Genomic DNA, 26142 nt, shown 5'->3' with positions numbered 1-26142 from the left:
GGTGGCAGCGGCAACATCCGATGCCGGCAGGCAGCTTAACATGACTCTGACGGCCGTGTCGCTCTTCAGCGGTGCAGGCGGATTCTGCGAGGGCGTGCGCCTCGCAGGATGGGATGTCGTTTGTGCCGTCGAGTCGGATGCGCAGGCGTGCCTAACCCATGCTGCCAATTTCTCCGAAGTCGCACTGTTCAAGGGCGATATCGCCCGCTTTCTGGAGGATGAGCAGCCTGGCGTGCCAAGCCTGCGCGAGTTGACTGCCCGCAAGATCGACGTGGTTTATGGCGGGCCGCCTTGCCAGGGCTTCAGCCAGATTGGTCCGCGCAATCTCGCCGACCCCCGGAACCGCCTCTACGAAGAATTCGTCCGCGTTGTCCGGCTTCTTCGGCCTCGCGCCTTCGTGATGGAGAACGTCCCGAACATGGTGGCCATGAAGAATGGCCACTTCAAAGCGCGAATCCTCGATGCATTCCGGGAAGCAGGATATTCGCGAACGGCGATCCTGCCGGCCATCGCCTCAGACTTCGGGGTTCCGCAGCACCGGCGCCGCGTCTTCATCTTCGGAATCCGTGACAGGCTGCCGTTCGCCGGGAGTTTCGAAGAAGCCATCAAAGCGCTGGTCGAGCGGGAGAAGTCCGACACGATCGTCACGGTCCGCGAAGCGCTGTCCGATCTTCCCAAAACCGTGTCGGACGACAATGCGCCGCTCCCCTATCCAAAAAAGCCCGGCGGGCGCTACTCCGACTTCCAGAAGCTCATGCGTCTGGACTGGGACCATGAGCTGCTGACCTCTGAGCGAAAGCGGACGGGTCTGGCCGAAGACGCGCTTCACAACCACCATACGAAAGGCATCGAAGCCCGCCGCAAGAAGATCATCGCCGCCATTCGTCCTGGCGCCCGCGGGGATTCCCTTCCGACCGCGCTGTGGAACGGCACGCGCGGGCACAAATGGCGCCGCCTGGATCCTGAGAAGCCTTCCTACACCATCCTCGCGCAGATGCATCGGGACCTGTCCGAGTGGATCCATCCGACACATGACCGCTGGATCACGGTCCGCGAAGCGGCGCGGCTTCAGTCGTTCCACGACGGTTTCGTCTTCTACGGCAGCGAGTGGCAGCAGCTAAAGCAGGTCGGCAACGCGGTTCCCCCGCTCATGGGACGGGCGGTCGCGCGTGCCGTTTCAGGCCTGCTGGACCAGATACCCCGCAAGGCAAGCGGATAGCGCCGCCATGGAGGGAACAGGCTTTCTCGCTGTCGCCGGGCTGATCGCCGCACTGGCCATCATGGCCGGTCTTTGGGAGTGGCGGCGGCGTTCGCGGACCAGTAGCTTCGAGACGGTGCCCCGCACGGCTGCCGCCACGTTGCGGGTCTCCGCCCCCGAGGTGACTCGCAGCGATCCCGACGTGGACAGCGGGAGCCTGCGCCCGGGCCCCTCTGTTAAGACGGCGCTGGACAGTCCGGCTGGAGCCTCGGCAGCTATCCCCGCAGGACCCGCGCTCGCTGGCCCGGCCGCAGCCGCCCACCCGACCGAAGCTCCGGGTGAGGACGAGGCGCCGGCGCAAAGCGACGCGCCGGAAGTAGCATCCCAGCCGCCCGGGCCTAGCCTTCCCATCCCACCGCCACCGCCCCCGCCGGCCAAGGACGAAGCGGGGCCAGTATCGCCGCACGATGGCGACGAGCCGAACGGTCCCGAGCCAATCCTGCAGCCGGCTGACAGTGGCGCGCCGGTTCTGGAGACAGCAAGTCAGGCCGCAGAAACTGCGACCGGTGGCACCGTCGCGCAAGAGGCCAGCGTCACTGCGCATCAGGATGGTGCGGAGCCGCTACCGCCTTCATCCGGCATACCCGACGCGCCTGGCGACGCCGATCCGGCCGAAGCGGACGGTCAGGACGACGCGCCACAAGAAGGCATCGGGGATCAGCCTGACGCTCACCAGCAGACGTTGCCCTGCGCAGAGCCAGACGCCGATACGGCTGGCTTGCTATCACCGTCAGCGGACGAGGCCAGGCCCGAGGACACCGTGGAGGTGGAGCCGGAACCCGGTCCCGATCCAGCTCTCCCCCCTGCGCCGGAAGCTCCCGCCGGCCCAGCGATCCGGCCCAGGCAGCCCACTGTCCATCGCGACCGCAGAGGAAAACGCCGGGCGGTCACGGCCGCCGCGCTGTCGCAGACAGTCGCGCCCACTCCGGGACTCTCTGCCCGTCCACCGGCCGAAGCCAGGCTGCGTCTGTCGCTCCATCCGATCCGCCGCGTAGCGCGGCTATCCGTTGTACTGACACGTCCGGATGGCTTTCCAGCACGCGTAACGGTTCTCGAAGCCGGCGGCGATGCGGTCGAAGCCTATGACGAGCAGCGCTACGACGATCTGGACCTGCCGTGGACGAGCGAGCTCCTCGAGGGGGAGCTGCGTCTCACGAGCGCCGACGGATTCCAATGGCTCCGCAGCGCGCGGCAGGTCCATATCTTCGCGCAAGATCCGAACGAACCCGAGCTGATCTCAACAAGCGCGGCAAGGGCGAGCACCGCGCATACGCTGATCTGCCGGTCCAGCGATGCAGAGGCCGTCCGCCTGGCTGCGGCTGCGACGGGCTCCCCCGAACTCCAGACTCACGAGCATTGGCAGGGCATCCCCGACGGCTGGCTCGTGCTGTCGGGCTACACCCCAGTCCACGCCGCTGCGCCGCCGCTGCCCTCAGGGTTCCGGACGATGGACCCAGGTGAGGGGCTGGAGATCAGTTTTAATGGAGGCCTCGCGGTCCGCGCCCGTGTCTACGCCGCCGGCCATCCTCCGCGCATCATCATCACGCCAGCGCCGGGCGTTGCGTCAGTCACGATTGGCGGCATGCCGGCGGAGCTCTCGTCCGACGGCGCCTGGACTGCGCCTGGATGGGACAGGCCCGGCCAGCACATGGTCGACATCGTCCCCGGGCCTTCTGTCTCCTACGAGATTGCCGCCGATCCCTGGCTGTCCGGAGGCTGGGACTTCTGGGATGCCCATCCCCAGCGATTCTTCAATGGCGCGGGGGAGCCTTGGGCCCGAGCGAGAATCTGCGGTGCGCGCATCCGGGGGCCGGCCGACGAAATAGTATTCGCCGCCGAGACCCAGCCAACACTCGTCGCTCTTGGTGCCAGAGCAGGCGCAACGCCGCTCCGCCGGCGCGCCGATGCTGCGGTCTCGGTCGGCCTCGTGGCCGAACCGCCCGCATTCCTGCTTTCGGCGACCGGTCCCCGCCGGTCGCAAGGCCGCGTCGTCTGGCTCGGCCTCGCGCCCGCGCAGAGCCCATCCCGGCGGCACGACGCGGAATGGGTCGCGATTGTGCGGAGCGCAGCCGCACGGCGCCTGCCTCTCGTCCAGGCCGATGCACCCGGCGAGGATGCCTGGCGGAAGGCCAAGGAGCGCGCCCGCCGGCTCAGGAACAGGAGGCCGCGCCCATGACCGACCGCCTGCTCGAATGGATGTCCTTCCGCCGGTCCGGCCGGGTCGGCGACATCGCCTCCGACCTCGTCGATGCGGGCGCGATCCGCCGCACCGTGGATGACCTGGCCACGCTCGGGCATATCGAACTGCTGCCCGGCGCGAACTGGAAGATTGCGCCGCCCGTCCTCGCGACGCTGCCGGAAAGGCCAGACGGCGGCGCCTCTGCGGTGCTGTGCGGCGCCCGGACTCCCGGCGTTCTCGCATCGCTGGCCAGCGCATGTGCAAGCGCTGGCGTACAGCTCGACACGCAGGCCGCGGCCGCGCGGCCTTCGGTGATACGCGTGATTGCCGGTTCAAACAGCGAGCTCGCCGCCACTGCGTCTGCCGCCGGCATTCCGCTGCAGCACGACGCGGCGCTAACGCTGCTCGCCTGCACACCGGCCATCCGGGACTGGCCGCGCACGCCCTGTCCGATGGTGGCCGGACGCGTCGAGACCGTGCGCCGCTTCTCCCGGTCGCGGATCGGCTGGATCGACTCCACCCTCCCAGAGGCGACCGCTGCCCGGTCCGGCTTCTTCCGCATCAAGCGCGATTGGGACTGGGTGAGCCTGCTTAAGACGGACGTCTCCGAATGCGCCTATATCGATGACCGCGCGGGCCGGCTCGCCGCTGCCGCAAAGCTCAAGGCTGCCTCCTGGACGGCCAGCACGGGCACGCTCGATCTGCCCGGTCAGCTCTATCCACCTGCGCCCATCGCGCGGGCTCTTGCCCTCTGCACCGGCTTTCTTCCGAGGTACGATGCTGCGAGCCGGCGGATCTCCTTTGCCGGCGTCCCTCCAGAAATCTTGAGGCTGACGCTGGCCATTACGGGGCTGAAACACGCATGAGCGATCCAATCCTGACCTTTCAGAACCTGAAAGGCGCATATCTGCGCTATTTCGACAGCCCCTTCGACCTGCGCTTTGACGAATTGGTCCGATCCCGCCGGCAGCTGCTCGACCGCGACGGCGTACTCTATCGCGAGCCGCTTGTAGAGCCGCAGCCGCCATACGCCGGCAGCGGCCATGACGTGCGCTCCGCTGTGACGAGCGTACTTGGAGCGGCTGCGGGCTGGACAGCCGCAGCCGTAGGCGACCTCGCAGGCATTGCCGAACGGGGCCTGTACCTGCCGCGCGGCGCCGTTCCGATCGAGCTGTACGCACATCAGGTGGAGATGCTGCGTTCGAGCGTCCTGCGCGGCGCTGACTCGGTCATCCTCACCGGCACAGGATCGGGCAAGACCGAATCCATCTATCTCCCCGTCCTTGCCGCACTCATCAGAGAATCCGCCTCCTGGCCCGCGCTTGCTCCAGCGCCGCGCAACGACTGGTGGACCATGCCGCCGCCCCTGGGCTCTGGAAACCGGCGCTACCATCCGCGGATCTCCCAGCGTGCGCACGAGCAGGGAGGCCGGCTGCCGGCCATGCGCGCGCTCGTTCTCTATCCGCTCAACGCACTCGCCGAAGACCAGATGGCGAGACTGCGCCTGGCCCTCGACGGCGATCAGGTGCGCGCCTGGCTCGGCGCAAACCGCCCGGGCAACCGCTTCTGGTTCGGGCGCTATACGGGCTGGACACCGGTTTCGGGACGGCCGGACCGCGATGGCGCGGAAGGCGAGCTGCGCACCGAACTGCAGCGGCTGAGCAGCATGGCCGCGCGCGTCGCCGGAACCGACGCCGAGCGCTTCTTCCCCCGCTTCGATGGCGGCGAGGCGTGGAGCCGCTGGGATATGCAGGATGCACCGCCTGACGTCCTCATCACCAACTACAGCATGCTGAACATCATGCTGATGCGGGACGTCGAAGTTCCCATCTTCGACCAGACCCGCCAATGGCTAGAGGCAGATCCCGCCAACATCTTCCATCTCGTGATCGACGAGCTGCATACCTATCGCGGCACGCCGGGGACCGAGGTTGGCTACATCCTTCGCGTCCTCTACGACCGTCTCGGCCTCGATCCCGATCATCCGCAACTGCGCATCCTGGCCTCCAGCGCATCGCTCGGCGAAGACGAAGCCCGGGCGCAGGACTATCTGCAGCAATTTTTCGGCCGGTCGCGCCCGTTCGACCTGATCAGAGGCGGTGCGCTCCCGCTGTCTCCCGGTGCGGCGAACCGTCTGCGCCACCTCGCCGCTCCGCTTACGGACCTTGGACATCAGATCGCCAATGGCGGCGGGACCAGTCTCTCAGCTGCGGCCAGTGCGTTCGCGGCCGCAGCCGGCCTGCCGGCGCCCGACGCCAGCCTGCCCGAAGCGCAGCAGCTGGGCACCGTGCTGGCGGACGCCGGCGTGCCGGATGCCGTGCGAGCCGCATGCAATGGCGGCACGGACGAGAATCCAACGGTCGTACCCCGGACCATCGGCGCGCTCGGCGCCACGCTCTTTCCCGATGACGCGCGGGAGGATGCGACGGCGGCCGCGACGGGGCTCGTCGCAGCCATGGCGCCCGCGCAATCGCCAAGTGCCGCGCCGCTACTGCCGATCCGTGTCCATCTTTTCTTCCGAAATGTCCAGGGCGTCTGGGCGTGCAGCAATCCGCAATGCAGCGAGGCGTCCTGGACCGACGCTGCCATTCCGGTCGGCCGGCTCTTCGACCGCCCGACGACCACCTGCGCATGCGGATCGCGCGTCCTCGAGATGCTCTACTGCGAGCCCTGCGGCGACATCTTTCTGGGCGGCTACCGCCGCACGCTGCAGCAGAATGTCTGGTCGCTGGTCCCCGACGATCCCAACATCGAAAAGGCACCAGACCATTCGGCCAACGATCGCGACTACGACAACTACGCCATCTACTGGCCCGCGCGGCTGCCGGACGGCACGCTCCGGCAGCCGCAGCGGGACAGCTGGGTCCAGGAGGGCGTCACGCGCAGGTGGCGCATGGCCGTCTTCGACCACCGCACAGGCGAGATCCAGGTTGCGCGGCGGAGCACCGACGCGACGGGCTGGATCTACCATGTCGCCGATCTTCACCAGAATCCCGTGCCGCCGCGTGCGGCCGTCCCGAGCGCCCGCAACGAGCGTCCATCGGTTTGCCCCCAGTGCGAAGCCAACTGGAGCGGAATGGCCAGCTCCGCGCCCATCCGCACGCAGCGCACCGGCTTCCAGAAGGTCGCGCAAGTGCTCTCCGATTCACTGCTGCGCGAGATCGCACCACCGCAGCCGGCTGCCGGTCCGCCGCCGGAAGATGTGCGCCGCAAGCTCGTCCTCTTTTCCGACAGCCGGCAGGACGCTGCCAAGCTCGCCGTCGGCGTCGCCAAGTCCCACTGGCTCGACGGGCTGCGCCAGGCGCTGGTCGATGGCATGACCGAGAGCACGCGCGCGGTGCTTCTCTTCGAGCGGCAGGTCCAGGGTGCCGCCCTGAATCCTGAAGAAACCACGCTCGCCGGGCGGTTCGCCGTTTCGCGGCAGACGGAAGCACAAGCCATCCACTCGGCGCAGCACCCGACTTTGCGCACCTTGCCGTCGGCAGTCGGCGGCCTGACGATGGAGCAGCTCGCGGCCCAGGTTCTTGCGCGGGCCCGTGCAGGGCTCTCGCGCGTCACCGACCTCGAGGAGGAGGCCGCACGCCGCCTGCTCACCACCGGCATGAACCCCGGCGGTGTCGACCGCAGCGTCATGTGGACTGACCTCGACGAGCACCAGGGCGAATGGCAGCGGCTTTTCGACTGGACCCGCTCTCCGCCGGACTACAGGCCGGCGCTTTCAGGCGAGGAGCAGGCACACCGCACGCGCATCCAGGTTGCGGCACGCGAAGCCGTCGCCGAGACGCTGTTCTCCGGCGGCCGGCGCGACCTCGAATCCCTGAAGCTCGGCTATGTCACGTTCGACCGCATGCGGCCCGTCGGCACTTCCGCAGTCATCCGCGAAGCCGCAGACAGCTGCATCCGCATGCTCGGCAAGCGGCGCCGCATCGACACTCATCGCGCGACCGTCGATGACCCGCGCCTCCCGAAATATGCGCGCGATTATCTCGAAGCCGTCGCCGCCTTGAATGGGCTCGTTCCGGCCGACTTCGAGCGCGACGTCACCGATCTCCTGACATCGGCGGGCGTGTTCGATCAGGGGCTGCTGCTCTTCCGCGGCCTGTTCGCCGCCGATGCCGGCGAGACCTATTATGAATGCGGCCGCTGTTCGCGCATCCATCTGCATGCAAGCGGCGGAATCTGCAGCGGCTGCCACAACCGGCTCGGCACGCCGCTGCGCATCGGGATCGATGACGCCGGCCAGGAGGCCGACTACTACCGCTGGCTGGCTGTGAGCGCCGGCCCCATCTTCCGGCTCAATTGCGCCGAGCTCACCGGCCAGACGGACAAGCTGCTGGCACGCGACCGCCAGCGCCTCTTCCAGAACATCACGGTCGGTGCTGAAGTGCCGCTCACCGACAATATTGACCTGCTAAGCGTGACCACCACCATGGAGGCCGGCGTCGACATCGGATCGCTGCTTGCCGTGATGATGGCCAACATGCCGCCGATGCGCTTCAACTACCAGCAGCGCGTCGGACGCGCAGGACGCCGCGGCGCACCGCTTTCACTGGCGCTGACGCTTTGCCGCGGCCGCAGTCACGACGACTATTATTTCCAGCGGCCCGAGCGGATCACGGCCGATCCACCGCCTCCGCCATATGTCGATACCAACAGGCCGCAGATCCTCCTGCGTGTTTTTGCGAAGGAAGTGCTGCGCAGGGTCTTCTCCGAGCTCAGTCTATTCCCGGGCACGGCAGGAGACAGCGTGCATGGCGAGTTCGGCACGGCCGACGCGTGGACTCAGCCGCCGCCCAATCCGCCTGCCGGCTATACGGGCACGACCGTCGCCGACATCATCCAGGAATGGATCGGCCGGCATCATGCTGCCATCGCAGGCACCTGCGATGCGCTCCTGGTCGGCACGCGTCTCGCCGACGACGCCGCCCAGCGGACGGCCGCGATCGGCTGGATCACCACCAGGCTCGTGCCCGAAATCACGGCTGCGACCCAGGATCAGAGCCTTATCCAGATCGGCCTGAGCGAGCGGCTCGCCAATCGCGGCATCCTTCCGATGTTCGGGTTCCCGACCCGTGCACGCCTGCTCTACCACAAGCAGCCCGCGAACTGGCCGCCCCGCCAGGTCGTCGACCGCGATCTCGAACTCGCGGTCAGCATGTTCGCCCCCGGCGCCGAGACCGTGAAGGAGCGGACTATCCACACCGCCATCGGCGTCGCGCACTATCGGCCCCAGGGACCTCGCGCTGTCGAAGACAGCAACCCGCTCGGTCCATCGGTCCGCATCGGACTTTGCGGCAACTGCCAGCATGTCGAGACGGTGACCCCCGACGTCCCAGCCTGTCCAGTCTGCGCATCACCGACGGGGCCGGACGAACGCGACTACCACCCGATGGACCTGCGCCAGCCAAAAGGCTTCGTCAGCTATTTCACCAAGGCGCGCGACTATGATGGTGTGTTCGATTTCGTCCCTCGTGCCGCGCGGCCGAAGGTCGGCAGGCCAGCCTTTCCCATCACGCCGCACCTGAATTTCGATGTCGGCGCTGGCCAGGGACGGCTTCACGTCGTCAATGACAATGCCGGCAGGCTTTTCCGTTTTTCACAGGAGCGCCGCTTCGGCAGCGAGGCGATGATCGACGTCGCCGCGGCCAATGCCGCAGAGGAGAAGTGGGCTGCATCGGTCGGACGGCGGCCGGCGCCGCCGCTCCCGCCGACTGCTCCCGTGGTGCCTTGCGCGCTAGCAGCGATCACCGAAACCGACATGATGCTGCTGGGCATCCGCGACTATGGCCCTGGGCGTGGCGCCGATCCCCGGACACCGCAGGGGCGGGCGGCGCTCTATTCGCTGGCCTTCATGCTGCGCCGCGCTGCGGCCGTCTATCTCGATATCCAGGACTATGAGCTGAAGGCGGGCATCCGCAGCCAGGAAGACCCCGCGCTCGGCACTGTTGTCGGCCAGGTCTTCCTCTCCGACACGCTCGAGAATGGCGCAGGCTACGCCACCCACCTCGGCACACCGGCAGCCATGCAGGAACTGCTGGAGATGATCGCGCAGCCGACGCCGCGCGAATTTCATGACCGGCTGGCTGCCCACTCTCACGCGGACGTCTGCGACACATCCTGTCCCGACTGTCTGCGCAGCTACAGCAACCTCGCCTACCATAATCTGCTCGACTGGCGGCTCGCGATCGACATGGCGCAGCTCGCGCTCGATCCGTCCGTTCCGCTCCTGCTATCGTCCCCAAGATGGAGCCGCGTTGCGGATCTTGCGGCTGTCACGCTCGAGGCGGCGCGGCCGGGCTTCAGCCGCACGCTGTTCGGCAGCCTGCCTGCCCTGACAGACGGCAGAGAGGCGGTCATCATCACCCACCCGCTGTGGCTCACCGACAGAACCGCGGTGGGTCCTGAACTCGCGTCCGCCTGGGATGATGCCGAGCGAAACCACGGTCTCAGGGTCGATCCGCAGCGAAGCTTCATTTCTGTTTTCGAGGCTTTGCGGCGGCCGGTCTAGCATGCACCGCCGGATCGTCCTCACGCCCCTCGACCGCACCGGCCCGACCTTATGGTCTCACATGCGCTTGTGCGCGCTCCGTGGTGCCTTCGCCGCATCGCGGGCTGCGGAGAGCTTCGTCCTGCATGATCCACGCGCGTGGCTAGGAACGGCATTCCACAAGGTCGCGGAAGCGGCTGCACAGCCCGGTGCAACAGCCGCAACCACGGAGCAGGTCTGGAAGGCGGCGGTCGATGAGGCAGCTGCGGCGGCGAGATCGCATCCGCTCGACGCGCGCTACGCGGCGCCCGACCGCTGGCCGGGCTATTTTCTTGTCCGGCAGCGGGCGCTCTCGTCGGCGCAGGGTATCGTCGCAGCGAATACCGGCAGCCAGCGCAAGGCGCCGCGCAGCGGCAGTGTGTCTGCCGAACGACTGCTTCTAGCGCGAGGAGGCCGGCTTGCCGGCCGCCCGGACCGTTTCGATGGCCGTGTCCTTACAGAATACAAGTCCTCGATTCCTGATCCGGCCTGGCGCGGAGCGGGGGCCGTGCTTGAAGGCTTCCGCCGACAGCTTCGACTCTACGCAGCTATCATCGCCGAAGCGCTGGGGCGGTGGCCGGCGCAAGGCCGCATTGTCGCCGCATCAGGCCAGACCATGGATGTGCCGCTCGATCCCGCAGTCTGCGGGGCAGAAGCCAGAGACGCACTTGCCGCGCTCGACAGCTTGAATCGGGCTCTTGCTGCAGCTGCTCCGCCAGAAGCGCTTGCTCGGCCCGGAGAGGAGGCATGCACCGCATGCCCCTTCCAAGCGCTCTGCCCAGCATTCTGGCCGTGGCTCGCAACGGCCGGTTCAAACGGCCTCACAGAGACCGCGGCGGCGGGCGTGCTGGACCGGATCGAGCTGGGTCAGGACGGAGACCTCTACACTGCGTATCTCTCTATCCATCAGCCATTCATGCCGCCAGAAATACAGCCGCTCGTTTTGCGCCGGAGCATTCACGGTGATCTGACCGCGTCGCCAAAGGACGCGCGCTGGAGAATCGTCTCCGCTAAGCTGAAGCCCGACGGCCGGCTCCGCGCAGACCCGTCGACCTGCGTCTTCGCGGTGGACGATCTACCCGGCGTAGTGACGGGCGCGACGCCTGCGAGCGCAAATCAATTGTCGTGACAGGAAAGCTAGGTGCCCAAGTCCAAGTCATCACCGGTCGCAAAGATACCACCGCGCCGGAAGCGTGAACCACTTACGCGCTCCCAGATGATGGCGCGCATCCGCTCAAAGAATACGAAGCCGGAAGTGCTGACCCGATCGGCCGTACAAGCCCTTGGCCTACGTTTCCGCAACCATGTCGTCGACCTCCCAGGCAAGCCGGACCTCGCGAACAAAAGCCGCAAGTGGGCGATCTTTGTCCATGGGTGCTTCTGGCACTCCCACACAGGCTGCCGGCTTGCGTCGTCACCGAAATCGAATACCAGCTACTGGGGCGAGAAGCTCGCCCGAAACCAGGCCCGCGATGCCGAAAAGATCGCAGCTCTAGAAGCGCAAGGCTATCGCGTGCTCGTTGTCTGGGAATGCGACGTTCGGAATGGCGAGCGCCTCAAGCGCGCCCTCCAGGCATTTTTCGCCCCGTCTGAGGTTCGTGAGTTCGTAAAACCGCCTTACGCCTAGCTTCCGTTTCCGCAGCCCGCCGCATTCAGGGATGAGCGCACACCCTTGGCCGTATTATTGGCCGAGCCTCAGGGCCGGATCGCGCCCTTCTAAAGCGTCGGTGCGATTCAAACCGCTTTACCGCAGGTGAATTCCTCAAAAGTGGAAAACGAACGGTGGCTTTTGGCCGTGTTCAGCTTTGCTACGCGTGTCTTGCTGATGCGCCGCTGAAGGTATTCACATAAGGAAGAGAATTGTTCTATCGGAAGGAGTCTCCAGGGCGAGCCGAAATTGCTCTCTATATTTTTAGAAATCGCGCCGAAGCTGAATTTTAACGCACGCGTTTTGTCCGCACTGGCGAATTCATTGTAACGGTTGATGAGATACTGAATGTACCTGCTCGCGTTCTGATCGGCCCCGATAGTGCCTGGCGGTGCGTTGATCTTCACCGTCTTCCGGATAGTTTTCACGTTGATGGTTTGAGCCTGTATCGCTCCTGGGCTATCGATTGCGACATTGCCGCCATCGTTTTTCACCGTGATCCGCCGAAGGTCATTGAGGAGAATCTTGGCGTAGAAGCCGTCGGCGGGTTGCTCGGGCCGGCCCATCTCCCGTTCGCGGAGGACCTTGATTTCCAGCAATGATTCCGCCGAATACACATTGGGTTGGGCATCAACGAGTTTGTGGTGGCGGCGGCAGAGGAGCACGAGATTGCCAAAGCCGTGACGCTCCTCCTCCGTCTGCATGGCATGGTACCGGGGACCGCCCTTACGATGCGCGCGGATATGACAGATTTCTCCCGTAATGGTCCCATCGGGTTCGACGATGCGCAGCGAACAATCCGGAAAGGCGCAGAGGTTTCCCGACAGGGCGAAGAGCCGCCTGACCGTTGTTTCAGATGGACCGGCCATCGAGGAAACCTCCCGCTCGATATGTTGGTGGCCACGTGCGAGAGACGGCGTTTTGTTCGCTGTTACGTCTCCGGCTTACTGTGGCCATGGTCCAAAGTTTGCTCATTGATTTATCCGTGCGGCGGTCATGGCATGCGGCATCAGGAAGTCTGCAATATCCCGGATCACTGCTGCCAGATCCCCGGGGTCGAGAGCAACGTCTTCAACGAATGCCCGCCATTGCCGCTGCTTTTGTTGATCTACGGCGAAAGCCGGCGTCAGCGCGTCTGGCAACTCTATCGGGATCGGTGTTTCACGGCGGGTAAAAGTAGCCGCGATGGCGCGTGGCAGGCGATCGCCGTCGAATGGGAACGACCGGCTCAGAATCCAGATGTCGTAGAAGTCCTTCATCCGGCTGTTGGTACGGCCGAGCGCCACCATCGCCTGGAATTTCTCGGCGATGACGGTCTCGCGGGCATAGGCGCGAAGGCGAGGCGCCGGAAAGTCGAGCAACGTCGGGTATTCCAGCATCTCAGCACCCGGCTCCAAGGTGTCGCCGAAGCCGATGTCGATCACCAGATTGACCCGAGCTCCGCTGATCGAAGCCGTGGTTCTGAGTCTCAGACCGCCATATTCCAGCTCTTCACGGATGCGATCGACCCGGAGCGCGTCGGCGTCGAAGGTCACGCCATCGTTGGCATCGATGGTGAGGATTTCCCGGAATGCTGCGAGCATCGGTTCGGGGTCTGGGTCCCCGAAACCAAGCAAGTCGAGATCGCGCGTGCCGCGGTGCGGATCGTCGAACCAGCTCATGAGCAGCATCGCACCCTTCAGCACGAAACGGTCTGCATGAGACGATCGACCAAGCCGGAAGAGCAGCCGCTCCAGCGCGAATCGGATGAGGACCAGTTCGAAGCTTTGGCCACTCGCCTTGGAGAGGCTCAAGAGGCGCGCGCGTACTGACGCGTCGATATTCTTGAGCTCCTTAGCCATTCGCAGTCAGCGCTTCGAGATAGGGCCGGATCACGGTGGATACGCCCCCGCGTTCAGCTTGGCGGGCAATTTCCCCCGGCGTGGCCTTGCGCTGACGCAGCGCTTCCTGAAGCCCCTCGATGGCGACTGTCTGGCCGATTTTGCTGCGATGCCGGAAGCAATCTGCGATGGTCTTGGCGACGCTGAAGACCTTCACCGGCACGCTTTCGATGATGTGCGTCTCCACATCTTCGGTGAGCAGGCTCTCCGTGAAACGGACGATCCGAATGGACGAACTGTCTGGTTTGGGTGCCCAGTCCTTCTGACCGATCGCGAGCCAGACTTTCCTCGGAAGCTGATCGGTAAGGCCGTGGAAGGCGAGCGCCGAAACCAGACAGACGACGCCCTTGGGTACGCGCTTGGCGGCTTCGGCCAGGTTATGGCTTGCGTCCAGCGCTGCATCGGGGAGTTGATATAGTCCCCGGGCCAGCCGCAGCACTTCGCCGTCCCTTTCCATACGGCTCATCGTGGCGGCTGTTATGCCGGCGGTGCGCAGTTCGGCTAGGCGCACGATTCCTCGCTCCTGAAGAAGGGCCTTGGCGGCTTGCCGCTGGGAACCGGTGTGAGGCATTGATACAAATACTCGTAATATGGCTCCTATACTACGAGGTTTTGTATCACCTCCCTCCTGCCTTTGGTAGCCTGCTCGTCCTTGGAAAATCGGAGATGCGACGCATAGTGATTGGGAAGTCACCGCCCCGCAGATTGGAAGTGATAGAGACGTGATCCAAGTGAGTGGAGGGGAAGGCCTTCCCCTGCGGCCGAGCCAAGGTCTCGGCCGACCCCTTCTGCGGGGACACCCCCGCAACGCCCCTAGAGAGTGAGAGTGCGGACCGGGTTCGCCGTGACGGGTTGAGGGCTGGAGGAGAGGCCTCCGGCGCCCGTCGCGGAGAACCGCGATGTCCAGACATAACCGCAACGTTCGTGCCGGCGCCGACCGGGCGAGCCTCTATGACGACATCACCAACAAGATCATCGCCGAGCTGGAGGCCGGCCGCGTGCCCTGGGTCCAACCCTGGGGCACGGCCGGGGCGAAAGCGCCGCTCGCCATGCCAGCCAACGCGGCAACCGGCCGGCAGTATTCGGGGATCAACGTGCTGATCCTGTGGGGCGCGGTGATCGAGCATGGCTTCCCGCTGCAGTGCTGGCTGACGTTCCGCCAGGCGCTCTCACTCGGCGGCCATGTCCGCAAGGGCGAGCGCGGCACCACCGTCGTCTACGCCGACCGCTTCATTCCCGACGACGAGAAGAAGCGCGCGCAGGAAACCGGCGAGGAAGCGCAGGCCATTCCGTTCCTCAAGCGCTTCACCGTCTTCAACGTCGCGCAATGCGAGGACCTGCCCGATGACCTCGCCGTCGCGCCACCCGCACCGGAGGCCGGCCTGATCGAGCCGCGCGTAGAGGCGCTGATCAAGGCGACGGGAATCGACTTCCGGATCGGGGGCAATCGCGCCTTCTACGTGCAAGCGCACGACTACGTTCAGGTGCCGCCTCCGCAGGCCTATTTCGAGACGATCAACTGGCACCGCACAGCCCTGCATGAGCTTGGTCATGCGACAGGCCATGCGTCCCGCCTCGGCCGCGATCTTTCCGGCTCCTTCGGCTCGAAGAAGTATGCGTTTGAGGAACTGGTCGCCGAGATGAACGCGGCCTTCTGCTGCGCCTCCCTCGGCATCGTCCCGACTGTGCGGCACACCGACTACATCGCCTCGTGGCTCGACGTGCTACGGGAGGACAATCGCGCCATTGTCCGCTCCGCATCCCAGGCCAGCAAGGCTGCGGATTGGCTGCTCACTTTCCTGCCAGAGACCACCGCCGCCACGGAGTCCGACGAAACCAACATCGATAGGAGGGCGGCATGATCCTCCTGACCGACGACCTGCGCGAGCGTCTGCTCGCCAACGGCCGCGAACGCGGCGCCGATCATGTCCCTGTCGTCAAGTTCTTTAATCCCCTGGGCGAAGGCGTCTGGCTCGCTACCGAGTTGGACGGCGACGGCGACACGCTATTCGGCCTAGCCGATCTCGGCGATCCTGAGCTCGGCAGCTTTTCCCTCGAGGAGCTAACCTCGATCCGTCTGCCGTTCGGGATGGGGATCGAACGCGACATCCTCTTCACCGGCGACTTCACGCTCTCGACCTGGGCGGAGGCCGCCCGCGAGGCAGGAAGCGTCCGCGCCGCCGAACGCATCCTCTACCGCGCGCAGCGTGCTCGTGGTGATGGCGTGTGAAGCGCCTCATCCTGGAACTCCCGGGCCGGAGATGCGCGTTCGCGCGCGTCTCCGGCTCTGCCCTTCTCCGGATCGTCAGCAGGCTGCGCCGTCCTCAGAGTAAGAGGGCGACGCTTCGCTTCGTGACGGGTTTAGGTCCGAGAGAGAGGCTCTCGGCGCCCGTCGCGGAGCAAACCGATATGGCAAAGGCTACCAAGAAGATCGTCTTCTCGCGTTCGCGCGACATCCCCTTCAACAAGCTCGTGCTGTCCGAGTCGAATGTCCGGCGCATCCGGCCTGAGGCCGACCTCGACGAGCTAACCCACGACATCGGCCGGCGCGAGGACCTGGTCCAGGGCCTCAATGTCCGCCCCGTCCTTGATGCCGATGGCAATGAGACCGGCATGTTCGAGGTGCCGGCCGGCGGTCGCCGCTATCGGGCGATCGAGCGCCTGGTCAAGGCCAAGCGCTTCCCCAAGGACGGGCTCGTGCCCTGCATTGTGCGCAAGTCCGACACCAAGATCCTCGCCGAGGACGACTCCCTCGCCGAGAACCTGCTGCGCGCCGGCCTTCACCCGCTCGACCAGTTTCGCGCCTTCCAGGACATGCTCGACAAGGGCATGACCGAGGAGGAGATCGCAGCGGCGTACCTCGCGACCGTTCAGGTCGTCAAACAGCGCCTCCGTCTCAACGCGGTGTCGCCGACGCTCCGCGATGCCTATGCCGCGGAGAGCATGACGCTCGACATGTTGATGGCCTTCACCGTCAACCCGGATCACGAGCGTCAGGAGCAGGTGTGGGAGGCGGTGCAGCATTCGTACAATCGGCAGCCCTGGCATATCCGCCAGTTGCTCACCGAGAGCACGATTGCGGCGTCCGACAAGCGTGCGCGCTTCGTCGGCATCGACGCATATGTCGCCGCCGGTGGCGCGGTGCTGCGCGACCTGTTCGAGGACGATAACGGCGGCTGGCTCCAGGACCCAGCGCTGCTCCATCGCTTGGTCGGCGAGCGGCTCAAGACCGTGGCCGAAGAGATCGCCAGCGAAGGCTGGAAGTGGGTGAAGATCGACCTCGACCTACCGTATGGCTACGATCATGGTCTGCGCCAGATCACCGGCGCTTCCGTCGATCTCACCAACGAGGAACGGGCCGACCGCGAGACGCTGCGCGCAGAATACGATCGGCTCGAGGCGAAATATGATGGCGCCGACGAGCTGCCGGACGAGATCGATCAGCGGCTGGGCGAGATCGAGGAGGCTCTCGATGCCTTCGAGAAGCGCCCGGTCGTCTACGATCCCGCCGAGATCGCTCGCGCCGGGGTCTTCGTCAGCGTGGACCGCGACGGCGACATCGTGGTCGACCGTGGCTATGTGCGGCCCGAGGACGAGGCCCCTGTTGCCGTCGACGGCGGCGACGCCGAGGCCGATGGAGAGGACGGCGGGGTTTATGCTCCCGCAACACCGTCCGTTCAGCGCGCTGTCATCACCATCGGCGGACAAGAACTAGAGGGCGACGATGATGAGGACGATGATGGCGTCAAACCGCTGCCCGAGCGCCTGGTCATCGAGCTCACCGCGCATCGCACGCTGGCGCTGCGTGAATCAGTCGCCAATCACCCGCATGTCGCCCTCACGGCGCTCCTGCACAAGCTCGTGCTCGACGCCTTCAAGCGCAACGCACACGGTTCCGCCGTCGAGGCAGCAGTTCGCGAGGTTCACTTCCCTGTCCAGGCCACCGACCTGAAGCACAGCGCCTCCGCCAAGGCGATCGAGGCGCGCGTCGAGGCCTGGAAGGCCGACATGCCGCTCGAGGACGACGATCGCCTATGGGACTGGATCGCAGGGCTCGACGATGCAAGCCGTCTCGCGCTGCTCGCGCATTGCGTCAGCTACGGGGTCAACGCTCTTTACGAGCGTCCGAATCCCTATAGCGGCAACGGCGTCTCCCAGCACGGGCTCGACCGGCGGATGCGCGAAGCCGAACGGCTCGCGCGTGCCACGGGCCTCGACATGGTGGAGGCTGGATGGCGTCCGAGCGTCGCGAATTATCTCGGCCGCGTCACGAAGAGCCGGATCGTCGAAGCCGTGCGAGAAGCGCTCGGCGAAGAGAAGGCGCAGCTCATCGACCACCTCAAGAAGGCCGACATGGCCAAGGAGGCCGAGCGCCTGCTCGCGGATACCGGCTGGCTGCCGGAGCCCTTGCGTCCCGCCGATCCCGACGCAACGAGCACGGCGGACGCGAGCGAGACCGACGGCGACGATGCGCTGCCGGCATTCCTCGCCGACGATGAGGACGAGCAACCGGGTGACGGCGAAGCCGACGCCGACGACCCGGCGATGATCGCCGCCGAGTGACGCGAACCATGGCGGGGGCGGCTGCGGTCGCTCCCGCCATTTCTCAACAAGGAGCATTCCGATGACCAAGCTCAGCTCGGCCATGCCGCGCCGCGTCGTCTTTCAGTATCACGTGCCCGTCCATGTCGAGGTGGAGGACGGCCTCGTCTGCGCCGTGACGGTGATCGACGAAACGCCCGTCGAGAACCCGACCGTCGTGGAAGGGAATGCCGACTATCTCGGGGAGGCGGTCAAGGCCGCCGATGACGGCCAGCCCTGGCCGTCGTGGCGATTCGGCTACTAGCCCGCCTTTTCTCCATCCACCCCCCAACAGCCCGGCCACCGCGCCGGGCTTCGCTTTTTCAGGACCCTGACATGCCCACCTATACGATCGAGACCACCTACCGCGTGCCCGTCTACAGGCAGCGGACTTATGACGCCGCAACACCCGCTGCAGCCTGTCGCCAGGCCATCGAGGACGATGACTGGTCCAATGACAAGCTCGACTACGAGGCCGCCGGCGAAACCTATGTCACCGGCATCTGGCTCGGCGCCAACGCCGCCTATTCGGGCGCGCCCGTGCCGGTCCCATCGCATTTCGATGAGACCATCCAGCGCAAGGTCACGCACTTCGAGGTGCTGTTCGGCCTCCTCAAGATCGTCATTGCGGACCAGGTCGCCCAACGGCGTACCGACGCGTATTGGCTCGCGCGAGCAAGCACCGCGGTCGCCAAGGCCGACGCGATCCTGACCGGCGCCCGCGATCCCGACGATCCCATCGCGGCGCCGCGTCCCTGTCACGTCCTGGCGCAGCTCGCGGAGGATCGCGTTCGCGACCAGATCGCCGCGATCATCGAGACCGATCCCAGGTTTGCGGGTCTCGCACCAGAAGCCGTGTCGGAAGGCGACATTCACGCCGCCTGCCTGACGGTCGCCGCCAGCATCGATCTCTCAGAAGAGATCGGCGCAGCGGAATTCCGCGCGGTGATCGCCGCCCTGCGAGCAGCCAAGCAGGCGAAGGGAGGCTGAGATGTACGGCACGTATATCCGCCTCGACGTCACGGTCTGGGCCAGCGACCGAGCAGTGATCCGCGCTGCTCGGCGCAAGCTCACGCGATCGGCGCGGCGTGATCCGGCGAAGCGGGAGGCGCGCAGGCGATTTTACCGCGAGATGCTGGAGCATCACGCCAACGCGCAGCGGCTCGTCACCGAATTTCGGCTCTAACCTTCCAGCAGCAACCCCGTCCTTCACCCAGCTCGGCCATCGCGCCGGGCTTCGTCGTTTCAGGAGCCTGATATGGCCAAATACTTCACACACTTCTCCTGTCTTCTCGATGTCGGCACGCCGGAGAATGCCGCGCGTGCGCTCGAACTCTACAATCGCATGATGGAGGAGAACGACGCGGAGGACACGCCGTCCGATGCGTTCCTTCTGTCCATCCAGCCTGAGCATAGCGGAACCCAGCTCTGGATTCGCGATGACGTCACCGGCGATCCGCAGGCGGTGATCGACTTCGTGCTTCGATGCGCCGAGGAATTCGGCCTTGCCGGGCGCTGGGGTTTTCAGTGGGCGAACACCTGCTCACGCCCGCGCGTGAACGCCTTCGGGGGCGGCGCCCACGTGCTGGATCTCAGCCGCCGCAAGACCGTCACCTGGACTGCGACCAATCCCTGGCTCGACAGCACGCTTTCGACCAAGCGCAGCAAGCGAGGTGCGCGATGAGTATCCCCGATCACGCGCGCACCAATTTCGCGACTCTGTTGCGAGCTGCGGCTGACGGCAACCTCGCGCTCATGGAGTGCGCTGACTCCGCGACCGGCGAGCCGCGCTACGTCATCTGCGCTGTCGGCCGCGACGGCTCGGATTTCGTGTTCACGCCGTTCGGCCATCTCGCCGACGGCAATCCCTTCGACGCCTACATGCCTCCTGCGGCAACCCTGCCGGACAAGCCGACCTTCTGATCCCTCGCACCATAGCCTGTCTGGACGCGGCGGCCGGCCGGTCAACGGGCGAGCCGTTCCCACATCGCCTGCGATGCGTGACCGACCGGGCCTCGGCCGCATCCAACGCCAGTCCGTCGCATCGGAATCAGGAGACGTCGGATGTGCAGGGTCCTCAACAAGCATCACGCAGGCGTGCCGGCGGGCGCCGTCTACATTGGCCGCGGCTCGAAGTGGGGCAATCCGTTCCGGATTGGCTCCGACGGCGACCGCGCCGCCGTCATCGCGAAATACGAGCGCTGGCTTGCGGATCAGCATCATCTCTTGCGCGCGCTCGACGAGCTACGCGGACGCAACCTCGTTTGCTTCTGCGCGCCGCGTCCGTGTCACGGCGATCTGTTGCTGCGCGTCGCCAACGCCACACGCGATGAGCGCGTCGCATGGTGGCGCGCGGTGAAGGCGGCGGCGTGACGAGAGGGAGAGCTTGGCCAGGACGGGTTTGAGCCGGAGCGGTCCAGAGAGAGCGCCGGCCGGCTCGCCCATTCCGCTCTCCCGAGGTTCACCGACATGACCACATCCACCGCTCTCGCGGCCGCGCCTGCGGTCGCGACACCCGCGCTTGCGCCGCGTCCTGGTATCGCTCGCTGCATCGGCACGGCCGCCCAGCTCCTCCTCCCTTATCTCGAACAGGGCCGCCAAGTCGACGCGGCGTTCCTACGTGCCGTGATGGAGCAAGCCTTCGCCGGCTCCGATACGTCCGGCGCCTGGGACTGGAAGACGGCCTACGACGCCTGCGAGGCCGCGACCGTTCTGTTTCTCCGCAAATACGGAAAGGCGCTTCTACGCAAGGCCGGTTCTCCGGCCCTGGCCCTCCCCATGCTGGAGAAGATCGTCGGCCTCCTGCCGACGCACACGCGCCGCTCGACCGAGAGCGAGGCCCTCCAGCAGTTCTCGACGCCGATCCCGCTCGGCCTCGCGGTACTGACTGCCGCCGCGATCACGCCGGCCGACCGCGTGCTAGAGCCGTCGGCCGGCACCGGCCTGCTCGCCATCCTCGCGGAGATCGCGGGCGGATCGCTCATCCTCAACGAACTGGCCGAAACCCGCGCCGGCATTCTCTCGCTGCTGTTTCCGACCATCGGGGTGACCCGGCACGACGCCGCGCAGATTCACGATCACCTCGATGCCGCCATCGTGCCGAGCGTCGTCATCATGAATCCGCCGTTCTCGGCGATGGCGAACGTGCAGGGCCGCATGGCCGACGCCGCGCTCCGCCATATCGGCTCGGCGCTGGCGCGGCTCGCCGATGGCGGCCGCCTGGTCGCGATCACCGGGGCCAACTTCGCGCCCGACGCTCCGGCCTGGCGCGACTCCTATGTCCGGCTGCAGGAGCGCGGGCGCGTCGTCTTCTCCGCCGCCATCGACGGCCGGATATATGCCAGGCACGGCACGACGTTCCCGACGCGGCTGACCGTCATCGACAAGCGCCCGGCCGACGATCCCACCGTGTTCCCGGCTGCGCCTGGCGTCGCGCCGGACATTGCCACGCTGCTGGCCTGGATCGCGGAGCACGTTCCGGCACGGCTGCCGGTCGCTCCCTCCGTCGCCGTTCCGACTGTCACCACGCCGCGCACCGTTCGCGGCTACATCGCTCGCGCCGCCCGAGCCGCATCGCAGTCCACGAGCGCGGCCGAACCAGCCGGCATCGAGCTCACCTACGAGACGGTCGACTGGACGCCGCCGCAGGGCGCGCGCCTCTCCGATTCCATCTACGAGGATTATGCGCTCCAGAGCATCCGGATTCCCGCCGCTCAGGATCACCCGACGCAGCTCGTCCAGTCGGCGGCGATGGCCTCGGTCGCGCCGCCGAAGCCGAGCTATCGTCCGCGCCTTCCGGCGAACATCCTCAGCCTGCTTTCCTGCGCCCAGCTCGAAACCGTCATCTATGCCGGCGAGGCGCATTCCGACTATCTCGCCGGCGCCTGGACCGTGGACGACACCCTCGACATCGTGACCGCCACCGCCGAGGACGCCAAGGGCGCGGTCCGCTTCCGCCGCGGCTGCATGATCGGCGACGGCACCGGCGTCGGCAAAGGGCGCGAGTCGGCCGGCATCATCCTCGACAACTGGATGCAGGGCCGGCGCAAGGCGGTGTGGATTAGCAAGTCCGACAAGCTCATCGAGGACGCGCAGCGCGACTGGTCCGCGCTTGGCATGGAGCGCCTGCTCGTCACGCCGCTCTCGCGATTCCCGCAGGGCAAGCCGATCACGCTTCGGGAAGGCGTCCTATTCACCACCTACGCCACGCTACGGTCCGACGACCGCGGCGAACGCCTTTCCCGCGTGAGGCAGATCGTTGAATGGTTGGGCTCCGACTTCGATGGAGTGATCATTTTCGACGAAGCCCATGCCATGCAGAACGCGGTCGGCGCCAAGGGTGAACGCGGCGATCAGGAAGCCTCGCAGCAGGGCCGCGCCGGCCTGCGGCTGCAACATGCACTTCCCGACGCCCGCATTGTCTATGTCTCCGCCACCGGCGCGACGACAGTGCACAATCTCGCCTATGCGCAGCGCCTCGGCCTCTGGGGTGGCGAGGACTTTCCGTTCTCGACGCGGGCCGAGTTCGTGGAGGCGATCGAGGCCGGCGGTGTCGCGGCCATGGAAGTGCTCGCCCGCGACCTGCGGGCACTCGGCCTCTATACCTCGCGTTCGCTGAGCTTCGCCGGCGTCGAATACGAATTGGTCGAGCATGAGCTGACGGCCGAGCAGACGCGCATCTACGACGCCTATGCCGACGCGTTCGCGATCATTCACAACAACCTCGATGCCGCCATGCAGGCCGCCAACATCACCGGCGGAAGCGAAGGCGGCTCGGGGACGCTCAACCGCCAGGCCAAGGCGGCCGCCCGGTCGGCATTCGAGAGCGCAAAGCAGCGTTTCTTTGGCCACCTGTTGACGTCGATGAAGACGCCGACCCTGATCCGCTCGATCGAGCGCGATCTTGAGGAAGGCCATGCCGCCGTCGTCCAGATCGTCTCGACGGGCGAGGCGCTGATGGAGCGGCGTCTTGCAGAACTGCCGACCGAGGAATGGAACGACGTTCGCGTCGATATCACGCCGCGGGAATACGTTCTCGACTATCTCGCCCACTCCTTTCCGGTCCAGCTCTACGAGCCGTTCACGGATTCGGAAGGCAAGCTGTCGTCACGCCCGGTTTATCGCGACGGCCAGCCGGTCGAGAGCCGCGAGGCGGTTGCTCGCCGTGACTCTCTGATTGCCAAGCTCGCCAGCCTGCCACCCGTTCCCGGGGCGCTCGATCAGCTCGTCCAGCACTTCGGCACCGACATCGTCGCCGAGGTGACCGGCCGCTCGCGCTGCATTGTTCGCAAGTCGGGCGGCGCCGCCAGAAACAACCGTCTTGTCGTCGAGACCCGGGCCGCCTCCGCCAATCTCGCCGAGGCGCAAGCCTTCATGGACGACCAGAAGCGCATCCTGATTTTCTCCGACGCGGGCGGGACCGGGCGCAGCTATCATGCCGAGCTCACGGCGAGGAATACGCGCCTTCGCGTGCACTATCTTCTCGAGCCCGGCTGGAAGGCGGATGCAGCCATCCAGGGCCTCGGCCGCACGCATCGCACCAACCAGCAGCAGCCTCCGCTGTTCAGGCCGGTCGCGACCAACGTCAAGGCCGAGAAGCGCTTCCTCAGCACGATCGCGCGCCGGCTCGATACGCTCGGCGCGATCACGCGCGGCCAGCGCCAGACTGGCGGTCAAGGTCTCTTCCGGCCGGAGGACAATCTGGAGTCCCACTATGCGCGTGACGCCTTGCGCCAGCTCTACATGCTGCTCGTTCGCGGCAAGGTCGAGGGCTGCTCGCTGCAGCGGTTCGAGGCGGCGACAGGCCTCAAGCTCATGGACGCGAACGGCATCAAGGACGAGCTGCCGCCGATCACCACCTTCCTCAACCGGATGCTCGCGCTGACCATCGAGCTGCAAGGCATCCTGTTCACTGCCTTCGAGCAACTCCTGAACGGGCGCATCGAGGGTGCAATCGCCGCCGGCACCTACGACATGGGACTGGAGACGCTGCGGGCCGAAAGCTTCATCGTCACCGATCGACAGACGATCTACACCCATCCTGGCACCGGCGCCGAGACGCGATTGCTGACCATCAAGCAGCGTCAGCGCAACCGGCCGGTCACGCTCGACGAAGCGCTGAGCCGGCTCTGTGAGCGCGGGGCGCGGCTTCTGATCAACGAGCGCTCCGGCCGCGCCGCCGTGCAGGTCCACGCACCATCCGTCATGCTGGACGATGGCGAGGTCGAATACCGCGTCCGCCTGATCCGGCCGATGGAAGCGCCAAACATGCCCGTGCGCACCATGGCAGAGAGCCATTGGCAGGAGGCGGACGAGACAGCCTTCGCCGCGGCCTGGACCGCGGAACTGAACGAGGTGCCGCCGTTCGCGGACTCGACCATCCACATGGTCGCGGGTCTGCTCCTGCCGATCTGGAAGCGGCTGCCGAACGAGTCGACTCGCGTCTACCGGCTGCAAACCGATGACGGCGAACGCATCATCGGCCGCCGGGTCTCGCCCGCCTGGGCGGCGACGGCCACCGCGACCAGCCTGCCTTCGCTGACACCGGACGACGCCTTCGCCGCCCTCCTCGAAGGCAAGACCGTCATCGACCTCGCCGAGGGGCTTCAGCTCCGCCGCGTCCGGGTGATGGGCGGCTATCGCATCGAACTGTCGGGCTTCACCGACACGATGCGCGAGCGGCTTTGCGCCTACGGTCTCTACTCCGAGATCATCTCGTGGAAGCTGCGCCTGTTCGTGCCCAACGACGCAAGCGGGCCCGCGATCCTCGCCAGGGTGATGGACCGCTATCCGGTCGTGCGCGTCGGCGAGCGGGAGGCGGCGTGATGTCCAGGCTCGATGCTTCGGAACTGGCACACCGTCTCGCGCGCAATGCCGAGGCGGTGTGCCGTCAATACCTGTCCAACGGCCGCCGCGAAGGCCGCTACTGGATGGTCGGCGACGTGCGCAACACGCCCGGCCGCTCGATGTTCGTGCGCCTCATCGGCCCGGAGAGCGGCAAGGGCGCGGCGGGCAAGTGGACCGACGCCGCCACGGGCGAACATGGCGATCTGCTCGACGTGATCCGCGAAAGCTGCGGCCTCGTCAACTTCGCCGACGTCGCCAAGGAGGCGCGCGCCTTCCTCAGCCTGCCGCAACCCGAGCCGCAGGCGAGCGAGCGTCGCCGCACGATCCAGCCGGCGCCCACTGGCTCGCCTGAAGCCGCCCGGCGGCTGTTCGCCATGTCGCGGCCGATCCATGGCACGCTGGTCGAGGCATATCTCCGCCGACGCGGCATTACGTCTTTGCACGGAACCGGATCGCTCCGCTTCCACGCGCGCTGCTACTATCGACCGGACGAGCATTCCGCGACCGAGACCTGGCCCGCCATGATCGCAGCCGTCACCGATCTCGACGGCCGCCTCACTGGCGCACACCGGACCTGGCTCGATCCCGAAGGCTTCGATCCTGTCCGTCTCGGCAAGGCGCCGATCGACACGCCACGCCGCGCGATGGGCGATCTTCTCGGACACGCCGTCCGCTTCGGCGTCGCCGGCGAGGTCATGGCCGCGGGCGAAGGCATCGAGACGATGCTCTCGCTCAGGATGGCGCTGCCCGACATGCCGATGGTCGCCGCTCTGTCGGCCGCCCATCTCTCGGCCATCCTCTTCGCGGACACGCTGCGCCGCCTCTACATCGCGCGCGACGACGATCCGGCCGGCGACGGTGCGATGGCGACGCTGATCGAGCGCGCGTGCGACGATGGGATCGAGGCGATCGTGCTGTCGCCGACGCTGGGCGACTTCAACGAGGATCTCCGCATGCTCGGCCCCGACGTGCTGCGCAAGGACCTTCGGGCGCAGATCGCGGCTCGGGACGTCGCCCGCTTCATGGTCGAGGCCGCATAGAGCCCGCGACCGTGAACGCACGGCCGGGACGGAGGTGAGGTCCAGAACCTCGCCGGCGGCCGATGCTCCGAAGCGCCGGAGAGAGCCGCGCCCTCGGCCTTCGAGAGGGCGATCGGGACGGCAAACGGTCCGGCCCGGCAACCTTGTGGGCCGACTATTTTCCGTCGGCGGCAGAGCCGCCTTT

Annotated in this window: 20 protein-coding genes; 17 read left to right on the top strand and 3 right to left on the bottom strand. The window is 66.4% G+C overall.

The annotated features are described in order from the left end of the window. The first annotated feature begins 40 nt into the window (after window positions 1-40). From E4O86_RS00500 to E4O86_RS00475, 6 genes are read left to right on the top strand one after another with little or no spacing between them, the layout of a single operon-like run. Entirely contained in the window at window positions 41-1219 is a 1179-nt protein-coding gene (locus E4O86_RS00500; RefSeq protein ID WP_205520539.1) for a DNA cytosine methyltransferase, read from the top strand. Window positions 1220-1226: 7 nt separating this feature from the next. Then, entirely contained in the window at window positions 1227-3434 is a 2208-nt protein-coding gene (locus tag E4O86_RS00495; protein WP_161138552.1) for a hypothetical protein, read from the top strand. Further along, on the top strand, window positions 3431-4303 hold the full coding sequence (locus tag E4O86_RS00490) for a hypothetical protein (protein WP_161138551.1): 873 nt from the start codon (window positions 3431-3433) through the stop codon (window positions 4301-4303). The genes E4O86_RS00495 and E4O86_RS00490 overlap by 4 nt, the downstream gene beginning before the upstream one ends. Further along, window positions 4300-9945 carry a DEAD/DEAH box helicase gene (locus tag E4O86_RS00485; RefSeq protein ID WP_161138550.1) on the top strand — a complete coding sequence of 1882 codons (5646 nt, stop codon included), beginning with the start codon at window positions 4300-4302 and terminating at the stop codon, window positions 9943-9945. Before E4O86_RS00490 ends, E4O86_RS00485 begins: the two co-directional genes overlap by 4 nt. Before the next feature lies 1 nt (window position 9946). Continuing rightward, a complete protein-coding gene (locus tag E4O86_RS00480; RefSeq protein WP_161138549.1) occupies window positions 9947-11092 on the top strand; it encodes a PD-(D/E)XK nuclease family protein in 1146 nt (381 codons plus the stop codon). Window positions 11093-11104: 12 nt separating this feature from the next. Next, a complete protein-coding gene (locus E4O86_RS00475; RefSeq protein WP_161138548.1) occupies window positions 11105-11590 on the top strand; it encodes a DNA mismatch endonuclease Vsr in 486 nt (161 codons plus the stop codon). A gap of 107 nt (window positions 11591-11697) precedes the next feature. Here the strand turns inward: E4O86_RS00475 and E4O86_RS00470 are convergent, their stop codons facing one another. From E4O86_RS00470 to E4O86_RS00460, 3 genes are all read right to left on the bottom strand, one after another. Beyond that, window positions 11698-12480 (bottom strand): HNH endonuclease signature motif containing protein, encoded by a 783-nt coding sequence (locus E4O86_RS00470; protein WP_161138547.1) that lies wholly within the window; start codon window positions 12478-12480, stop codon window positions 11698-11700. Between the two features lie 102 nt (window positions 12481-12582). Continuing rightward, the gene (locus tag E4O86_RS00465) at window positions 12583-13452 is read right to left on the bottom strand and encodes a nucleotidyl transferase AbiEii/AbiGii toxin family protein (protein WP_161138546.1); all 870 of its coding nucleotides are present in this window, start codon (window positions 13450-13452) and stop codon (window positions 12583-12585) included. Next, on the bottom strand, window positions 13445-14062 hold the full coding sequence (locus tag E4O86_RS00460) for a type IV toxin-antitoxin system AbiEi family antitoxin domain-containing protein (RefSeq protein WP_161138545.1): 618 nt from the start codon (window positions 14060-14062) through the stop codon (window positions 13445-13447). Before E4O86_RS00460 ends, E4O86_RS00465 begins: the two co-directional genes overlap by 8 nt. A gap of 328 nt (window positions 14063-14390) precedes the next feature. On the opposite strand from E4O86_RS00460, the gene E4O86_RS00455 reads away from it, so the two are divergent. The 11 genes from E4O86_RS00455 (at window position 14391) to E4O86_RS00405 (ending at window position 25958) form a co-directional block, all read left to right on the top strand. Continuing rightward, on the top strand, window positions 14391-15353 hold the full coding sequence (locus tag E4O86_RS00455; RefSeq protein WP_161138544.1) for an ArdC family protein: 963 nt from the start codon (window positions 14391-14393) through the stop codon (window positions 15351-15353). Then, window positions 15350-15721: a DUF2958 domain-containing protein gene (locus E4O86_RS00450; RefSeq protein ID WP_161138543.1), complete on the top strand. Its 372-nt coding sequence runs from the start codon at window positions 15350-15352 to the stop codon at window positions 15719-15721. The genes E4O86_RS00455 and E4O86_RS00450 overlap by 4 nt, the downstream gene beginning before the upstream one ends. Window positions 15722-15900: 179 nt before the next feature. Next, window positions 15901-18054 (top strand): ParB N-terminal domain-containing protein, encoded by a 2154-nt coding sequence (locus E4O86_RS00445; protein ID WP_161138542.1) that lies wholly within the window; start codon window positions 15901-15903, stop codon window positions 18052-18054. A gap of 61 nt (window positions 18055-18115) precedes the next feature. Beyond that, complete coding sequence (locus E4O86_RS00440) at window positions 18116-18337, top strand: hypothetical protein (RefSeq protein WP_161138541.1); 222 nt, start codon at window positions 18116-18118, stop codon at window positions 18335-18337. Between the two features lie 71 nt (window positions 18338-18408). Then, window positions 18409-19062: a hypothetical protein gene (locus tag E4O86_RS00435; RefSeq protein WP_161138540.1), complete on the top strand. Its 654-nt coding sequence runs from the start codon at window positions 18409-18411 to the stop codon at window positions 19060-19062. Window position 19063: 1 nt separating this feature from the next. Further along, entirely contained in the window at window positions 19064-19258 is a 195-nt protein-coding gene (locus E4O86_RS00430) for a hypothetical protein (RefSeq protein ID WP_161138539.1), read from the top strand. Window positions 19259-19330: 72 nt separating this feature from the next. After that, window positions 19331-19756, top strand: coding sequence for a hypothetical protein (locus tag E4O86_RS00425; RefSeq protein WP_161138538.1), 426 nt, complete (start codon window positions 19331-19333; stop codon window positions 19754-19756). Beyond that, window positions 19753-19995 carry a DUF6117 family protein gene (locus E4O86_RS00420; RefSeq protein ID WP_161138537.1) on the top strand — a complete coding sequence of 81 codons (243 nt, stop codon included), beginning with the start codon at window positions 19753-19755 and terminating at the stop codon, window positions 19993-19995. The genes E4O86_RS00425 and E4O86_RS00420 overlap by 4 nt, the downstream gene beginning before the upstream one ends. A 141-nt stretch (window positions 19996-20136) precedes the next feature. Beyond that, complete coding sequence (locus E4O86_RS00415; protein ID WP_161138536.1) at window positions 20137-20445, top strand: DUF4326 domain-containing protein; 309 nt, start codon at window positions 20137-20139, stop codon at window positions 20443-20445. Between the two features lie 96 nt (window positions 20446-20541). Continuing rightward, window positions 20542-24897: a strawberry notch-like NTP hydrolase domain-containing protein gene (locus tag E4O86_RS00410; protein WP_161138535.1), complete on the top strand. Its 4356-nt coding sequence runs from the start codon at window positions 20542-20544 to the stop codon at window positions 24895-24897. Next, window positions 24897-25958: a DUF7146 domain-containing protein gene (locus tag E4O86_RS00405; protein ID WP_161138534.1), complete on the top strand. Its 1062-nt coding sequence runs from the start codon at window positions 24897-24899 to the stop codon at window positions 25956-25958. The genes E4O86_RS00410 and E4O86_RS00405 overlap by 1 nt, the downstream gene beginning before the upstream one ends. Window positions 25959-26142 lie beyond the last annotated feature (184 nt).

The organism is Propylenella binzhouense, from assembly GCF_009866965.1.
In the GTDB taxonomy this organism is placed as follows: domain Bacteria; phylum Pseudomonadota; class Alphaproteobacteria; order Rhizobiales; family Afifellaceae; genus Propylenella; species Propylenella binzhouense.
The sequence above is the reverse complement of the archived record's forward strand: the minus strand, read 5'-3'. Positions and strand labels throughout refer to the sequence as shown.

What these genes read in the sequence shown, in the direction of transcription:
- E4O86_RS00500 (WP_205520539.1), top strand. Translation starts at nt 41, where the DNA reads ATGACTCTGACGGCCGTGTCGCTCTTCAGCGGTGCAGGCGGATTCTGC.
- E4O86_RS00495 (WP_161138552.1), top strand. Translation starts at nt 1,227, where the DNA reads ATGGAGGGAACAGGCTTTCTCGCTGTCGCCGGGCTGATCGCCGCACTG.
- E4O86_RS00490 (WP_161138551.1), top strand. Translation starts at nt 3,431, where the DNA reads ATGACCGACCGCCTGCTCGAATGGATGTCCTTCCGCCGGTCCGGCCGG.
- E4O86_RS00485 (WP_161138550.1), top strand. Translation starts at nt 4,300, where the DNA reads ATGAGCGATCCAATCCTGACCTTTCAGAACCTGAAAGGCGCATATCTG.
- E4O86_RS00480 (WP_161138549.1), top strand. Translation starts at nt 9,947, where the DNA reads ATGCACCGCCGGATCGTCCTCACGCCCCTCGACCGCACCGGCCCGACC.
- E4O86_RS00470 (WP_161138547.1), bottom strand. Translation starts at nt 12,480, where the DNA reads ATGGCCGGTCCATCTGAAACAACGGTCAGGCGGCTCTTCGCCCTGTCG.
- E4O86_RS00465 (WP_161138546.1), bottom strand. Translation starts at nt 13,452, where the DNA reads ATGGCTAAGGAGCTCAAGAATATCGACGCGTCAGTACGCGCGCGCCTC.
- E4O86_RS00460 (WP_161138545.1), bottom strand. Translation starts at nt 14,062, where the DNA reads ATGCCTCACACCGGTTCCCAGCGGCAAGCCGCCAAGGCCCTTCTTCAG.
- E4O86_RS00455 (WP_161138544.1), top strand. Translation starts at nt 14,391, where the DNA reads ATGTCCAGACATAACCGCAACGTTCGTGCCGGCGCCGACCGGGCGAGC.
- E4O86_RS00450 (WP_161138543.1), top strand. Translation starts at nt 15,350, where the DNA reads ATGATCCTCCTGACCGACGACCTGCGCGAGCGTCTGCTCGCCAACGGC.
- E4O86_RS00445 (WP_161138542.1), top strand. Translation starts at nt 15,901, where the DNA reads ATGGCAAAGGCTACCAAGAAGATCGTCTTCTCGCGTTCGCGCGACATC.
- E4O86_RS00440 (WP_161138541.1), top strand. Translation starts at nt 18,116, where the DNA reads ATGACCAAGCTCAGCTCGGCCATGCCGCGCCGCGTCGTCTTTCAGTAT.
- E4O86_RS00435 (WP_161138540.1), top strand. Translation starts at nt 18,409, where the DNA reads ATGCCCACCTATACGATCGAGACCACCTACCGCGTGCCCGTCTACAGG.
- E4O86_RS00430 (WP_161138539.1), top strand. Translation starts at nt 19,064, where the DNA reads ATGTACGGCACGTATATCCGCCTCGACGTCACGGTCTGGGCCAGCGAC.
- E4O86_RS00425 (WP_161138538.1), top strand. Translation starts at nt 19,331, where the DNA reads ATGGCCAAATACTTCACACACTTCTCCTGTCTTCTCGATGTCGGCACG.
- E4O86_RS00420 (WP_161138537.1), top strand. Translation starts at nt 19,753, where the DNA reads ATGAGTATCCCCGATCACGCGCGCACCAATTTCGCGACTCTGTTGCGA.
- E4O86_RS00415 (WP_161138536.1), top strand. Translation starts at nt 20,137, where the DNA reads ATGTGCAGGGTCCTCAACAAGCATCACGCAGGCGTGCCGGCGGGCGCC.
- E4O86_RS00410 (WP_161138535.1), top strand. Translation starts at nt 20,542, where the DNA reads ATGACCACATCCACCGCTCTCGCGGCCGCGCCTGCGGTCGCGACACCC.
- E4O86_RS00405 (WP_161138534.1), top strand. Translation starts at nt 24,897, where the DNA reads ATGTCCAGGCTCGATGCTTCGGAACTGGCACACCGTCTCGCGCGCAAT.